16 protein-coding genes are annotated in these 13,058 nt (G+C 64.9%); 7 read left to right on the forward strand and 9 right to left on the reverse strand.

Annotated features, from left to right (window positions below; translation table 11 throughout):
- Positions 1–55: 55 nt before the first annotated feature.
- A complete protein-coding gene (locus WDO72_12355) occupies positions 56–244 on the forward strand; it encodes a hypothetical protein (protein ID MEJ0086471.1) in 189 nt (62 codons plus the stop codon).
- A gap of 110 nt (positions 245–354) precedes the next feature.
- Here WDO72_12355 and WDO72_12360 read toward each other — a convergent pair whose 3' ends face one another.
- On the reverse strand, positions 355–747 hold the full coding sequence (locus tag WDO72_12360) for a biopolymer transporter ExbD (protein MEJ0086472.1): 393 nt from the start codon (positions 745–747) through the stop codon (positions 355–357).
- A 66-nt stretch (positions 748–813) separates the two neighbouring features.
- On the opposite strand from WDO72_12360, the gene WDO72_12365 reads away from it, so the two are divergent.
- Positions 814–1,101 (forward strand): hypothetical protein, encoded by a 288-nt coding sequence (locus tag WDO72_12365; protein ID MEJ0086473.1) that lies wholly within the window; start codon positions 814–816, stop codon positions 1,099–1,101.
- Positions 1,101–1,739: a glutathione S-transferase family protein gene (locus tag WDO72_12370; protein MEJ0086474.1), complete on the forward strand. Its 639-nt coding sequence runs from the start codon at positions 1,101–1,103 to the stop codon at positions 1,737–1,739. Before WDO72_12365 ends, WDO72_12370 begins: the two co-directional genes overlap by 1 nt.
- On the opposite strand, the gene WDO72_12375 is transcribed toward WDO72_12370, so the two are convergent.
- Positions 1,736–2,893 carry an acyl-CoA dehydrogenase family protein gene (locus WDO72_12375; GenBank protein MEJ0086475.1) on the reverse strand — a complete coding sequence of 386 codons (1,158 nt, stop codon included), beginning with the start codon at positions 2,891–2,893 and terminating at the stop codon, positions 1,736–1,738. The two genes, WDO72_12370 and WDO72_12375, sit on opposite strands and share 4 nt — an antisense overlap.
- 107 nt (positions 2,894–3,000) lie before the next feature.
- Complete coding sequence (locus tag WDO72_12380) at positions 3,001–3,468, reverse strand: Mpo1-like protein (GenBank protein MEJ0086476.1); 468 nt, start codon at positions 3,466–3,468, stop codon at positions 3,001–3,003.
- A 51-nt stretch (positions 3,469–3,519) separates the two neighbouring features.
- Between WDO72_12380 and WDO72_12385 the strand changes: the two genes are divergently transcribed.
- Together WDO72_12385 and WDO72_12390 are read left to right on the forward strand one after the other, a co-directional pair.
- Positions 3,520–4,044: a DUF4442 domain-containing protein gene (locus WDO72_12385; GenBank protein MEJ0086477.1), complete on the forward strand. Its 525-nt coding sequence runs from the start codon at positions 3,520–3,522 to the stop codon at positions 4,042–4,044.
- Between the two features lie 87 nt (positions 4,045–4,131).
- A complete protein-coding gene (locus WDO72_12390; GenBank protein MEJ0086478.1) occupies positions 4,132–4,812 on the forward strand; it encodes an OmpA family protein in 681 nt (226 codons plus the stop codon).
- 71 nt (positions 4,813–4,883) lie between these two features.
- On the opposite strand, the gene WDO72_12395 is transcribed toward WDO72_12390, so the two are convergent.
- The 6 genes from WDO72_12395 to WDO72_12420 all read right to left on the reverse strand — a co-directional run bounded on the left by WDO72_12395 (position 4,884) and on the right by WDO72_12420 (position 11,786).
- Positions 4,884–5,699, reverse strand: coding sequence for a methyltransferase domain-containing protein (locus WDO72_12395; GenBank protein ID MEJ0086479.1), 816 nt, complete (start codon positions 5,697–5,699; stop codon positions 4,884–4,886).
- A gap of 146 nt (positions 5,700–5,845) precedes the next feature.
- Complete coding sequence (gene rpoH / locus WDO72_12400) at positions 5,846–6,730, reverse strand: RNA polymerase sigma factor RpoH (GenBank protein ID MEJ0086480.1); 885 nt, start codon at positions 6,728–6,730, stop codon at positions 5,846–5,848.
- 145 nt (positions 6,731–6,875) lie between these two features.
- Entirely contained in the window at positions 6,876–7,805 is a 930-nt protein-coding gene (gene ftsX, locus WDO72_12405) for a permease-like cell division protein FtsX (protein MEJ0086481.1), read from the reverse strand.
- The gene (gene ftsE, locus WDO72_12410) at positions 7,802–8,533 is read right to left on the reverse strand and encodes a cell division ATP-binding protein FtsE (GenBank protein ID MEJ0086482.1); all 732 of its coding nucleotides are present in this window, start codon (positions 8,531–8,533) and stop codon (positions 7,802–7,804) included. Before ftsE ends, ftsX begins: the two co-directional genes overlap by 4 nt.
- An 11-nt stretch (positions 8,534–8,544) precedes the next feature.
- Positions 8,545–9,492 (reverse strand): signal recognition particle-docking protein FtsY, encoded by a 948-nt coding sequence (ftsY, locus tag WDO72_12415; protein ID MEJ0086483.1) that lies wholly within the window; start codon positions 9,490–9,492, stop codon positions 8,545–8,547.
- 71 nt (positions 9,493–9,563) lie between these two features.
- Entirely contained in the window at positions 9,564–11,786 is a 2,223-nt protein-coding gene (locus tag WDO72_12420) for a hypothetical protein (GenBank protein MEJ0086484.1), read from the reverse strand.
- A 56-nt stretch (positions 11,787–11,842) separates the two neighbouring features.
- On the opposite strand from WDO72_12420, the gene rsmD reads away from it, so the two are divergent.
- Complete coding sequence (gene rsmD / locus WDO72_12425; GenBank protein ID MEJ0086485.1) at positions 11,843–12,577, forward strand: 16S rRNA (guanine(966)-N(2))-methyltransferase RsmD; 735 nt, start codon at positions 11,843–11,845, stop codon at positions 12,575–12,577.
- Positions 12,574–13,056 (forward strand): pantetheine-phosphate adenylyltransferase, encoded by a 483-nt coding sequence (gene coaD, locus WDO72_12430; GenBank protein ID MEJ0086486.1) that lies wholly within the window; start codon positions 12,574–12,576, stop codon positions 13,054–13,056. The genes rsmD and coaD overlap by 4 nt, the downstream gene beginning before the upstream one ends.
- Positions 13,057–13,058: the final 2 nt, after the last annotated feature.

Here is a 13,058-nt window from a genome sequence, read left to right on the forward strand (position 1 = left end):
GCATGGCCGGCGGCCGGGCGCGGAATGTGACTCGGATCAACGCCAGGAAGCCGCCATGACACACACGCCGGACATTGGACGAGAGCACAGCCCGCAGTTCGCGACGGCACAGGGCGAACGCTGGCGCCGCTTTCTCGAAAGGGTCGGGACACCCAGCAACGACTTCGCCACGCGGCTCTCGCGAGCGCGTTTTGCCTATCTGCATCGCCGCGAGGCGAACAGCACGCGCTGGTTGCCGTTATGAACGCCGTGCAGAAGATCTATTCGTGGATCGCGGTGGGCGTGCTGGTTGTTTGCTGGATTGCCGAGGCGTCGCTGTGCGCTGCGCGCGGCTTCTGAATTCGTGGGTGCTGCCTATGGGTCGGCAACCGGAGCGACGCTCAGCTTCGTCACGTGCGCGCGTTGCGCCGCGGCCAGCACCTGCGCCACGCGTTCGTACCGCGTGCGTTTCTCGGCGACTACGCTGATCGCGGGCGGGTCTTCCCGCTGCAACACGCTCTCGAACCTGGGTCGCAACGCCTCGATCGATGCGACGAACTCACCGTTCCAGTAGATCGCTCCATCGAAGGCGATGTCGAGGCGCACCGACGGATGTGGCGCGCCCGGCGCACGCTGTGGCAAATTGAGTTTGACGGCATGGGTTGCGACCGGCACCGTCAATATCAGGATGATCAACAGCACCAGCATCACGTCGATGAGCGGCGTGGCGTTCATCTGCGGCTCGACGGTGGGAGACCCGGCGGACATGATTCACCTCGTACAAGGCATAACGCGCGGCCGCATGGCGCCGGGTTTTTGCGCGCGGAAAACACCATGAGAGCCGACCCGAAGTTCAAACCGTTGCCGGCGGAGCCTGCGACGCTGCTCACCGAGGGCAAGGTGATCGAAGCGATCAAGGTGCTGCGCGCCTCGCACGGGCTGGACCTCAAGCAGGCCAAGGACTGGGTCGACTGGCACATCGCGCAGGACCCGATGCTGCGCGTTCAGCTCGAAACGCAGCAACGCGCGTTGCGCCGCAAGATCTTCATGTGGTTCCTGCTCGTCGATGCGCTCATCGCGGCGGGCCTCATCTATTACTTTTTTTATAGAGGAAGCGTTTGATGCTCCTGATCGGTATGTTCGATTCGCCCTTCGTGCGCCGCGTGGCGATCACCCTGAAGCTCCTGGAGATGCCGTTCGAACATGCGAACTGGTCGGTGGGCCGGGATTTCGACCGCATCCGCCAGTACAACCCGCTCGGGCGCGTGCCGACACTGGTGACCGACAAAGGCGAGAAGCTCATGGAGTCGGCCGCGATCCTCGACTATCTAGATGAGCTCGCGGGTCCCGATCGCGCATTGTTGCCGGCCGCTGGTGTGGAGCGGCGCCAGGCGCTGAATCTCATGGCGATGGCCACCGGTGCGGCGGAAAAAGGCGTGTTGCAGGTGTACGAGCGGGTGTTTCGCCCCGAGGCCAAGCGGCACGCGCCCTGGGTGGATCGTTGCCGGCTGCAGATGAGCTCGTCGCTGGGCGAGATCGATCGCTACCTGGGCGAGCGTGGCGTCTCGCAGTGGCTGGTCGGCAAACGCATGACGCAAGCCGATATCACCGTGGTGTGTTCGTTCACCTTCCTCAACGATGCGCTGCGGGTCGGCGCGGACCAGGTCATGTTCCAGTCGCTGGCCACCCTGGCGGCGCGCTGCGAATCGTTGCCGGTGTTCCAGGACACCCGCGTGCCGTTCTTCGTCCCGAATGGCTAGAAGGCGTTGATGCCCGTGAGCTCGCGCCCGATGGTGAGCTGGTGGATGGTTTCCGTGCCTTCGTACGTGATCACGCTTTCGAGATTGAGCGCATGGCGGATCGGCACGTACTCGGCGCTGATGCCGGAGCCGCCCAGCATGTCGCGGCAATCGCGCGCGATGTCGAGCGCGATGCGGCAGTTGTTCCACTTCGCGAGCGACACCTGCGGCGGCTGCATCTTGCCGGCATCCTTGAGCCGGCCTAACTGGTGGCTCAGCAGCTGGGCGGTGGTGATCTTGCGCGCCATCTCGGCGAGCCGCAGCTGGATGGCCTGCGTCGCGGCCAGTGGTTTGCCGAACATCACGCGGGTCTTGGTGTATTCGATCAGCTGCGCGAGGCAGGCCTGCGCCGCGCCGATCACACCCCAGGTGATGCCATAGCGTGCCTGCGTGAGGCAGGACAGCGGGCCTTTCAGTCCTTTCACGTTGGGCAGCAGGTTCGCTTCGGGCACGACGACGTTGTCGAAGAACAGGGCCGAGGTGACCGAGGCGCGCAGGCTGAACTTGCGCTCGATCTCCGGCGCCGAAAACCCCTTGGTGCCTTTTTCGACGATGAAGCCGCGGATGCCGTCATCCGTCATCGCCCAGCAGATGCAGAGATCGGCGATGGCGCCGTTGGTGATCCACATCTTCGCGCCGTTGATGACCCAGTCGCCGCCTTTCTTCTTGGCATGCGTCTTCATGTTGGAAGGATCCGATCCGCCGTGCGGCTCGGTCAGGCCGAAACAGCCGATCTTTTTGCCCTTGGCCATGTCGGGCAGGAATCTTTGTTTCTGCTCCTCGCTGCCGAAGGCGTAGATGGGGTACATGCACAGCGAGCTCTGCACGGACACGAAGCTGCGGATGCCCGAATCGCCGCGCTCGAGCTCCTGGCAGATGAGGCCGTAACTCACGGCATTCAGGCCGGCGCAGTCGTAGCCCTGGATGGACGAGCCTAACAACCCGAGATCGGCGATCTCGGCGATGAGCTCCTTCGGGAAATGATGCTTCTCGAAGCAGTCCTGGATGATGGGCAGCACTTTTTCGTCGACGAAACGGCCGACGGAATCCTGCACCGCGCGTTCGTCCTCGGTGAGCAGACCGCGGACGTCGTAGAGATCGAGTGGGTTGAGCATGCCCGCAATGATAAGTGGTGCCGGGGTGCAATTCTCGTAATTACGCTGTCGTTGCGCGGGCGCGCAACCGCGACCTAATTACGAGAATTGCACCCCGGCACCACTTCCTAGATCGGGATGCCGAGTCTGCGATACAGGTGCCCGAGCAGCCACACGGGGCCAATCAGCAGGAACTGGATGTCTTTCATGAACGAAGGCCGCTTGCCTTCGATGGAATGGCCGATGAACTGGCCGATCCAGGCGACCACGAAGATGGCGCTGCAGGTGAGCCACAGCGGCCACGCGAGGGTATCCAGCCAGCTAACAACAAACAGCAGGCCGACGAGGCCCGCGGCCGCGCCGAGTGCCAGCGAAAACGACAGCCGGAAGTAGTAGACGATCGCGGCGGCGACCGTGACGGTGGCGAAGTTGAGCCACGGCGAAACCGCGGCGACACTGGCGGGCACCGGGATCGACCAGAGGAATCCGATGACCGTCATCACGATCGGCGGCACGCATATGATGTGCAGCAGCTCATTGCCGGGGTGGCTGTGGCTTTCGCCATATTCACCGAACCACTGTTCGACCGTGCGCATGGGCAGGAACGCTACGCCCGCGCAAAGTGCCATGCAACACAGGGAATGGTCATGCCGCTGATGCAGCGATTCATGCGATTCATGTCGCGCAGCGGAATCTTGTCCGATGCACGGCTGCTGGAGCTGTATCCGCCGTTCCGGCCGATGCGTATCAAGGTGCTGGAAATCTCGGCCGGATGGCGCAGCGTGCGGATCCTGCTGCCGCTGAATGCGATGTCGCGCAATCCCGGCGGCGTGATGTTCGGTGGGTACCAGGCCGCGCTCGCCGACCCCATCGCCGCGCTGGCGTGTGCACGCGTATTCCCCGGTTTTTCCGTCTGGACGCGCGCCATGACGATTTCCTTCGATCACGGCGGCAATTCCGACCTCGAGATGCGGTTTTCACTGACTCCCGAACAGGAGCAGGCAGTTAGACTGGAACTCGAACGCGATGGTCGTTCAACACCGACATTTGAATACGGCTACAACACCACGGATGGTGTGCGCTGCACGGTGATACGCAATACGGTCGCGATTCGCCCGCGCGGCTACCAACGCGCGACCACGCCGCCGGCTTCGTCCGAAGCCGTCGACTGAGAACTGGAACACGGAAAGCGGGTTCATTCGGCGTTCAGATGCACGCCGCTATGTTTGCCCGACGCTTGCCTTAAGGAGATAAAGCACATGAAGACCTCGATCCTCGTCCGCAGCATGTTGTTAGTCATGACCGCCGCATTCACGGTGACGGCCTGTCAGACCACCGACGCCTACACCGGCGAGAAAAAGGTGAACAAGACGACCAAGGGCGCGGGCATCGGCGCCCTGGCCGGCGCAGTACTCGGCGCGGCGACCGGCGACAATTCGAAGGAGCGTCGCAAGCGCGCGCTGATCGGCGCGGGCGTCGGTGCGCTCACTGGCGCCGGCGTTGGTGCGTACATGGACCGGCAGGAAGCCAAGCTGCGCGCGCAGCTCGAAGGTACGGGCGTCTCGGTCACGCGCAACGGCAACGACCTCACACTCAACATGCCCGGCAACATCACCTTCAAGACGGCGAGCGCCGATCTCAACTCGAGCTTCTTCCGCGTGCTCGATTCCGTCGGCCTCGTGCTCAAGGAGTTCGACAAGACGCTCATCGACGTCGAAGGCCATACCGACAGCGATGGCAGCGACAGCTACAACCAGCAGTTGTCGCTCGAGCGTGCGACTTCGGTTGGTACGTACCTGCAGTCGCACGGGGTGAACGGCCAGCGCATCGTGACGTTCGGCGCCGGCGAAGCGCGTCCGGTTGCGAGCAACACGACGGCTGAAGGCAAACAGCAGAACCGCCGCGTGGAGCTCAAGCTGCAGCCCATCACCGAAGGCTAAAGAGAACTCTCGACACACTCACGGACGGCGGCCTTTGGCCGCCGTTTTCCGTTGTGGCGCGCAGCGCCTGACTATTTCAATCCTGAAACAATGGGCAGGTGCCAGACCGCATAGTGATCCGGATTCATGATCGAAGCGATGATCTCGTCGAAGTGCTGCCGAACCACAGCAGCGGGCCATTCCGGCGTCGACAAAGCTTCCGTGTAGCCATCGCGCCAGGCCGTGATGATGTCCGCGAACACGCGCCGTGGCACCCGCAATGTGTCGATCACGACGTAGTCGACGCGGACGTCCTGCAGGCCGGCGGCGCGCAACAGCGTCCAAGCGCGCCGGCCGATGCGCGAATCGGTGTGGGTCCGCTCGGAGAATTCGATCGGTCCCTTGCGCCACAGCACATCCGGGTCGAGCGGGCCCGACATCATGTGCAGCATCGAGTAATCCTCGGCGAGCACGTGCACACGGCCGCCGGGTTTCGTGACGCGCACCAGCTCTGCGAATATCCGATCGACGTGCGGCACCGACTGGACCATGTGGCGATTGACCACGAGATCGAAGCTGTCATCGGGCTGTGCGAGGTGGAAGGCGTCACCGGTCTCGAACCGCACCCGCGGCGCCAACGCCGCGTGTTTGCCGCGCGCGTATTCCACGGAGGCGGGCAGTAGTTCGATTCCGAGCACCGTCGCGTCCGGATGCGTCTGCGCGAAGCGCGCGCTGAATTCGCCGCTGCCCGCGCCGACGTCCAGCACGCGCGGATTACGCGGCAGGCGGTACAGGTCGATGAGGCGCTTCTCCTGCGGCCAGATCGCCTCGATCTGCGCCGCGAGGTTGCGAATCATCGATTCGTCGGCCATCTGTTCGCCCTGGGGATTGAGTGCAGTGCTGGTCATGACGGCGGATTTATTCACGGCGGAACCGTGGGCACAACCAAAAAAAGTTGAAGCGATCAAAAGAAAAAACCCCGGCGAGGCGCCGGGGTTTGAATAGCTGTCAGAGCTGCCGGTCGGAACCGGAGCCGCCCGCTGGCGGCCCGCGGTCAGACCATGAGGCCTCGCAATTTCTTGATCGCATTCGCTTCGATCTGGCGGATACGTTCGGCCGACACACCGTACTTCTCGGCGAGATCGTGCAGCGTGGCGCTCGCCTCGCCGGTCCAGCGATTCACCAGGATGTCGCGCGCGCGCGGGTCCAGGGTCTTCATGGCGGCCTGCAGGCGATCGCCGGTGGTGTCTTCCCACTGCGCGTTTTCGATCTGGATGGCCGGGTCGGAATCGGGCGCGGGTAGATAGGCGGCGGGCGAGTAGGTCTCGTCCCCGTCTTCACTGCCGGCGTCCGGAACCGGGTCGAACGAGAGGTCGCGCGCCGCGAGGCGCTTTTCCATCTCGGTCACTTCGGCCGGGGTCACCTTGAGATCGCGGGCCACGGCCAGCGTCTCCTCGTGCGACAGCCACGCGAGGTTCTTCTTCATCTTGCGCAGATTGAAGAACAGCTTGCGCTGGGCCTTGGTCGTGGCGACCTTCACCAGGCGCCAGTTGCGCAGCACGTATTCGTGGATCTCGGCGCGGATCCAGTGGACCGCGAACGACACCAGGCGCACGCCGACGTTCGGGTCGAAGCGCTTGACGGCTTTCATGAGGCCGACGTTGCCTTCCTGGACGACGTCGCCCAGCGGCAGGCCATATCCGGAGTAGCCCCGCGCGATGTGCACCACGAAGCGCAGGTGCGACATGACGAGTTCACGGGCCGCCCCGAGGTCGCCTTCGTCGCGGAAGCGATGGGCAAGCACCGCCTCGGCCTCGCGCGTCAGCACGGGGATGCGGCTCACCTTGTCCATGTACGCATCGAAACTGCCGATGGGGCCGGCGAGTACGAAGTCGTTCTTGCGGGTCAGGGCAGTGGCAGCGGGCGCAATGGTGGTCATGTAGCGAAACCTCCTGGGCGATCTGCTCATCTCGTGGGCCGGGATGTTAGCAGTCGGGTGATTAGAGTGCTAAGGACCCCATCAGTTCCATCCCTCGGACGAGAGACCGAAACCATAAGTTATTGATCTATATAAAACGCGCTGCTCACGCACGCGGTTCGATCTGCCTCAGGTGCCGGCCGGTCGAGATCAAGGCTCCCAACCAGCCGAGCCCGGCGCCCACGGCCAGCAGCAACCCCAGACTCTTGCCGTCCAGCCCAGCCATTCGGAACTGGCTGCCGTATTGGGCCGACAGCACCCCAACCGCACGGTCGAGGTAGGCCATGCCGCCAAAGACGATGAGTGCCGCGAGCAGGGACCCGCCGAGGCCATAGAAGAGGCCGGTGTACAGGAACGGCCGCCGGACGAACGCATTGGAGCCGCCCACGAGCTTCGTGACCTCGATCTCCGGGCGGCGTTGCTGGATCTCGAGGCGGATGGTGTTGCCGATGACCGCAAGCACGCCCAGTCCCAGCACGGAGATCACCACCCACAACACGCGCCGGAGCACTTCGAGCAGGGAGTGCAGGCGGCGCACCCAGTCCAGATCGAGCTGCACGATCTCCACCTCGGGAAACGCCGCGAAGTAACGCCGCTGGGATTCGATCTCCGCCGGTCCACTGGCGTTCCTGGCGGGACGCACGACCAGGTGATGCGGCAGCGGGTTGCTCTCGAGCGCCGCCAGCGCGTCGCCGAAGCCGGAGGCCAGCTTGAACTCTTCGAGCGCCTGGTCCGCCGTGACCGCCGTGATCGAATCGATGCCCGCACGTTCGCGCGCGCTCCTGGCTATTTGCTGGACCCGTTCGATGGGGGTGCCGAGCTTGAAGTGCACGGTGAAGTCGACGGCGTTGCTGAGGTCGCCGGTCGCCGCGCGCAGGTTGTTCACGATCAATGCGAGACCCGCGGGCAGAGCCAGGGCAACCGCGATGACAGTGAGGGTCAGCAGCGTTGCGAATGGCGCGCGCACCAATCTACCCAGCGCGCCGAACAGGGCCTGCAGGTGGCGTGTGCCATACGAGGAAACCGCGCCGCTCACGTGTGGATCTCTGGCAGGTCGGACAGGCGCGGCCCCTGCGCCGTCATCCGCGCAGCGTGGTCGCCACGGAAGGTGTCGGTCACGATGCGTCCCGCATCGAGCACGATCTCGCGCTGGCCGAACTGTTCGACCAGGTGCGGATCGTGCGACGCGATGATCACCGTCACGCCGACTTCCTGGAAACGCTTGAACACCCGCATCACTTCGACCGCGAGGCCCGGGTCGAGGTTGCCCGTGGGTTCGTCGGCGATCAGCAGCTGCGGCTTGCTGACGACGGCTCGTGCGATGCCGACACGTTGCTGCTCGCCCACGGACAGTTCCAGCGGCGACGATCGTTCGCGGCCTAACAACCCGACCTGGTCGAGCGCGGCGCGCACGCGCCGGTCGACTTCCTTGAGCGGCGTACCGGCGACCACCAGCGGCAGCGCGACATTGTCGTAGATGGGCCGGTCGACCAGCAGCTTGTGATCCTGGAAAACCACGCCGATGGCGCGGCGAAACGCGGGGATCTTGCCGGGCTTGAGTTTGCCGGTGTTCTGCCCCGCGACCGTGACGGTGCCGCGGCTGGGGCGCTCGAGCAGTGCGATGAGCTTGAGCACGCTGCTCTTGCCGGCGCCCGAACGCCCGGTGAGGAACACGAACTCGCCGGGCTGAACGGAAAAGGTGACGCCCGCCAACGCCTCGCGCCCGTTCGGGTACCGCTTTGCGACGTTGTCGAAGGAAATCATGGGCCGCGATCTTAGCTCGCCGCGGGCTGGTTGCCCGAGACCAGCGCCGTGGCGAACGCGCGTGCGTCGAATTCGCCGAAATCCTCGGCTTGCTCGCCGACGCCGATGAAACGGATCGGCAGCCCGAGCTTGCGCGCGATCGCAATCACGATGCCGCCCTTGGCGGTGCCATCGAGCTTGGTGAGCACCAGGCCCGTGACGCCGACCGCTTCGTGAAACTGGATTGCCTGCGTGAGCGCATTTTGGCCCTGGTTGGCATCGAGAACCAACAAGACCTCGTGCGGGGCGCCCGGTTCCACGCGCTGGATCACGCGTTTCACTTTCTTGAGTTCATCCATCAGATGCGACTGGCTGTGCAGCCGGCCGGCGGTGTCGATGATGACGATGTCGGCGCGGCGCGCGCGCGCGGCCTGCACGGCGTCGAACACCACGGCGCCAGGATCCGCGCCCGCCTGCTGCTGGATGATCTCCGCGCCGCTGCGCTCGGCCCAGACGCCGAGCTGCTCGATGGCCGCGGCACGAAAGGTGTCGCCGGCAGCGAGGATCACCTGCTTGCGCGCGTCGCTGTAGCGCCGCGCGAGTTTGCCGATGGTCGTGGTCTTGCCCGAACCGTTGACGCCCACGACCAGCAGCACGAAGGGTTTGTGTTTGCCGATCTCGAGCGGCTGCTGCGATGGCAGCAGGATGGCGGTGATGGCGTCGGTGAGCGCCTTGATCAGCTTGTCGACGTCGTCGAGTTCCTGGCGCGCCACTTTCTTGCGCAGCCCTTCGAGGATGACTTCGGTCGCTTCGACGCCCACATCCGCGGTGAGCAGGCGCGTCTCGAGTTCGTCGAGCACCTCGGCGTCGATCTTGCGGCCGGGAACGAGATTGGCGAGGTCGTACGAGAGCCAGGAACCCGGCCGGTTGATCTTCGCGCGCATGCGCGCGATGAATGACTGTGGTTTGTCTTCAGCCAAGAATCCGGCTCCGGAAATGAAAAGGGCGGCCCCCGAATGCAGGGCCGCCCCGTGATTCGAAGTGGCGAAGTCTAAGGCTGAACCACCGCCGCGTTTGAGACATTGATCGTCGGCGTGGATACACCCGGGCTGGGCGGGTTGCCGGACAACGTGAACGTCGCGGTTTCCGTCTGCATCTCCACCGTGGCCGCGCCGCTCGCCGTGGGCGACAGCAGCGAACCGTGGTCACCGGCGACGAAGTTCACGTAGCCCGAGCCGATACGCGGACCCGGTGGGACGCGCGGCAGCGCCGTGGCGCCGGCCGCCGTCAGCAACCTGGCGGTTGCCGAATTCGGGATGACCTGGTCCGGCAGGGATGCCGGGCTGCCGCTGCCCCCGACGACCTGCTGAATGTAGATAGCCCGCTGCGCGACCGTGGAGACGATGAAGTTCAGCGGGTCGCCGGCATCGACGATGTTCTGCACGTCGCGGAAGTACTGCGCGTACAGCGACGTGCCCGGCAGCAACCCCTGGCCCTGCAGGCCCGCATTGATGCGCGGGCCGAAAGTCGGCGAACCCTGCAGCAGTGCGGCCACGCCACCGCCCGGCACCGACAAGGTCATCGTGCGGACCAGCGCCGGGTTCGGCAGCACCGAACCGAATGTGATACCCACCATCGAGCCGAGCGACTGGCCGACGAACGCGATGCGCGCGCCGTCGATATCGACCGTGTTGGCATCCCCGTCGAGATCGAGCGTCGGCAGCGCGCGCGTCAGCGCGAGCAGATTGACCACGCCCTGGCGCAGATTGTCGCGGCTCGCGAGTGGATAGGGGAGGTTGATGAAGTGGGTGCCGGTCGGATCGATGACGCTGTCGGGACCGGATGCCCCGGTGGCGTTGACCACCAGGTCGAGATTGAACGTCTGTTCGTTCGCCGCCTGGTAAAGCGGGCTCGCCGTCGCGGTGATGCCGTGCAGCGGCAGATCGACGGCCGCAATCGCCCAACCCTGCGACGCGAACGCCTGCGCCAGCGCGAACGCATCGCTGCGGTCGCGCGTGATGCCGTGCTCGAAGATGACGACCGGCCAGCCGGCGGTCGGCTTGACGGCGACGTTCGGTACGATGACGAGCAACGGAATCGCCTTGTCCGCGCGTTTGAGCGGGATCGGATTGAATCTCGTCAAGTTGAATTCAGCGGCCGGATCCGCGAGCGGAGCGGGCGGCGGATTCGCGGCGCGCCAGGCGGTGCGCAGGGTCGCCGCGTCGGTGCTGATGACGCCGGGCGCGGCAGTCTGCGGGATGTACGAGTAGTAAGGCACCGTCACCGTGCCAAAACGCGCGCTGGCGAAGGTCGGCAACGCCGCGTTGATGTTGTTGAGCGGAATGCCCGGCCCCGGGGCGACCGCGATCGCGGGCACCGGCGCGGCCGGATTGAAGATCGTGAGGCCGAGTGCCCGCAGCGTGTCGCGCGTGGCGATCGTCGTGAAGTGGAACGACACGATGACATTGGCGGGATTCAACGCGAGCGGGCCGAGCGCAGGATTACCCGCGACCAGCAGGTGCGAGAGCGTGAGACCGCAGGCGCCCTGCATCGGTGTATTTGGCAGCGCGGCGCAGTTGGCGGCGCTTGCCGGGCTCGGCGTGGCGCCAAGCGTCGTCTTGATCGTGGCGTAGTCCGTGTCCGCCGTGGCCGCGGCGCCGCCGGCCATGCGGATGCCGTCGGTCAACAACACCAGATAACCGGTTCCATCCGGCACCGGATCGCTCGGCGATGCCGGTCCCGCGGACGGCTGGAGCGGCTTCAGCGGCTGGATCTCGAGAATGGTCGGGCCGACGCCTCCATCGGTGGCGACGCTGGCGGAGAAATCGGTTCCGTAGGTCAGCGGCGCCGTGAATCCGATGACCGACTTGTTAGTGTTGCTGATACGTACTTGATAGACGCGGATGTTGGCGGCGCTGAACGACGCCGGATCGAGCGCGCCGCCGAAACGGATGCGGATCGGGGCGGTGGTGGACCAGCCATCGAGCGCATTGAGACCCACCTGGTTCGGAATGAGGCCGTTGGCCGGCTGGATGTTGATCGTGCCGTCGGTGGTGCCCGAGAAGTACAGGTCGTTCGGGAACGGGAAGATGCCCTGCGCAGGCTGGAACAGCGCCGCAGTCGCCGCAGGCGTCGCGCTGCCGGTGCCTGGATTGAGGTTGCCGGTCGTCGGATCGGTGGGACCCACGTCAGGAGAATTGCCCGTGGAGCTCGAACAGCCGGCCGCCGTCAGTGCGGCCACGAGTACAACTGCGGCTGCGGATAGCCTCTTCATGAGTTCGCTCCTCGGAATTCTGTTTCGGAAGTTCAATCCGGTCGCATTCCCTCGCCGTGCAGAACGATGCGCCGAACTTGTCGTATTGGGGCGGTAGCGTACGCTTGGGCCCCAAAAGGTGGCAAGCCACGCGGATGCGGTCGCAATCTTTGGCGAAGGCGAAAAACAGCGGAAAAAATCGTGCCCCGGCACGCGCGAGTGATGCGGTTCGTGGTGCGCGCGCGGCGAGTGCGAGCGCGCGCATCTTGCGCATCATTGGTGGCCGTCACCGTGGCAGGAAGCTGCGTTTTCCCGCCGGAGTCGATATCCGTCCGACGCCGGATCGTGTGCGGGAAACCCTGTTCAACTGGCTGCAGCAGCGCACCGCCGATGCGCACGTGCTCGATCTATTCGCCGGCAGTGGCGCGCTCGGCCTGGAGGCCATCTCGCGCGGTGCCGCGCAGGTCACTTTCGTCGAGAGAGATCGGCGTGCTGCGGTGGCGATCGAGTCGCTGATCCAGGAGTGGCAGGAAGGCGCGGCGTCGGTAGTCTGTGCCGACGCGCTCGGTTGGTTGGCGCAGGCGCCGCGCGACTCCGCGCCTTTCGATATCGTTTTCCTCGATCCGCCTTATGACGCGGACTTGCTGTCGGCGACGGCGGAGGCGCTTGCTGCAAGCGGCAGGCTCGCGCCGGATGCCCGTGTCTATCTGGAAAGCCGTGCGCGCGATCCGCTGCCGCGGCTGCCGGAAGGCTGGCGAAGCCTTCGCGACGGACGGGCCGGTGAGGTCGGGTATCATCTGTTCGCCACATGAAACGCAGCGCCGTCTATCCCGGAACTTTCGATCCCATCACCAACGGTCACCAGGACCTGGTGCGCCGCGCCGCGTCCGTGTTCGAGCGCGTGATCGTCGCGATCGCGTCGAACCCTAACAAGACACCGATGTTCCCGCTCGAGCAGCGGGTGTCGCTCGCCAAGCAGGTGCTGGCTGATATTCCCGGCGTCGAGGTCATGGGTTATTCGGGACTCACCGTCGACTTCGCGCGCGCGCAAGGTGTGCAGGTCGTGGTGCGCGGCCTGCGCGCCATGTCGGATTTCGAGTTCGAATTCCAGCTCGCGAACATGAGCCGGCACCTGTCCCGCGATCTCGAGACCGTGTTTCTCACGCCGCAGGAACAGTTCACCTTCATTTCTTCGACACTGGTGCGCGAAATCGCGATTCTCGGCGGCGACGTGAAGGAATTCGTGCATCCGCTGGTGGCAGCGGAGCTCAAGAAGATGAAGCGGGTCTGACC

Source organism: Pseudomonadota bacterium (assembly GCA_037200975.1).
Lineage (GTDB): Bacteria > Pseudomonadota > Gammaproteobacteria > Steroidobacterales > Steroidobacteraceae > CADEED01.

Coding starts and splice junctions, on each gene's coding strand:
- WDO72_12355 (MEJ0086471.1), top strand. CDS start 56: ATGACACACACGCCGGACATTGGACGAGAGCACAGCCCGCAGTTCGCG.
- WDO72_12360 (MEJ0086472.1), bottom strand. CDS start 747: ATGTCCGCCGGGTCTCCCACCGTCGAGCCGCAGATGAACGCCACGCCG.
- WDO72_12365 (MEJ0086473.1), top strand. CDS start 814: ATGAGAGCCGACCCGAAGTTCAAACCGTTGCCGGCGGAGCCTGCGACG.
- WDO72_12370 (MEJ0086474.1), top strand. CDS start 1,101: ATGCTCCTGATCGGTATGTTCGATTCGCCCTTCGTGCGCCGCGTGGCG.
- WDO72_12375 (MEJ0086475.1), bottom strand. CDS start 2,893: ATGCTCAACCCACTCGATCTCTACGACGTCCGCGGTCTGCTCACCGAG.
- WDO72_12380 (MEJ0086476.1), bottom strand. CDS start 3,468: ATGCGCACGGTCGAACAGTGGTTCGGTGAATATGGCGAAAGCCACAGC.
- WDO72_12385 (MEJ0086477.1), top strand. CDS start 3,520: ATGCCGCTGATGCAGCGATTCATGCGATTCATGTCGCGCAGCGGAATC.
- WDO72_12390 (MEJ0086478.1), top strand. CDS start 4,132: ATGAAGACCTCGATCCTCGTCCGCAGCATGTTGTTAGTCATGACCGCC.
- WDO72_12395 (MEJ0086479.1), bottom strand. CDS start 5,699: ATGACCAGCACTGCACTCAATCCCCAGGGCGAACAGATGGCCGACGAA.
- rpoH (MEJ0086480.1), bottom strand. CDS start 6,730: ATGACCACCATTGCGCCCGCTGCCACTGCCCTGACCCGCAAGAACGAC.
- ftsE (MEJ0086482.1), bottom strand. CDS start 8,533: ATGATTTCCTTCGACAACGTCGCAAAGCGGTACCCGAACGGGCGCGAG.
- WDO72_12420 (MEJ0086484.1), bottom strand. CDS start 11,786: ATGAAGAGGCTATCCGCAGCCGCAGTTGTACTCGTGGCCGCACTGACG.
- coaD (MEJ0086486.1), top strand. CDS start 12,574: ATGAAACGCAGCGCCGTCTATCCCGGAACTTTCGATCCCATCACCAAC.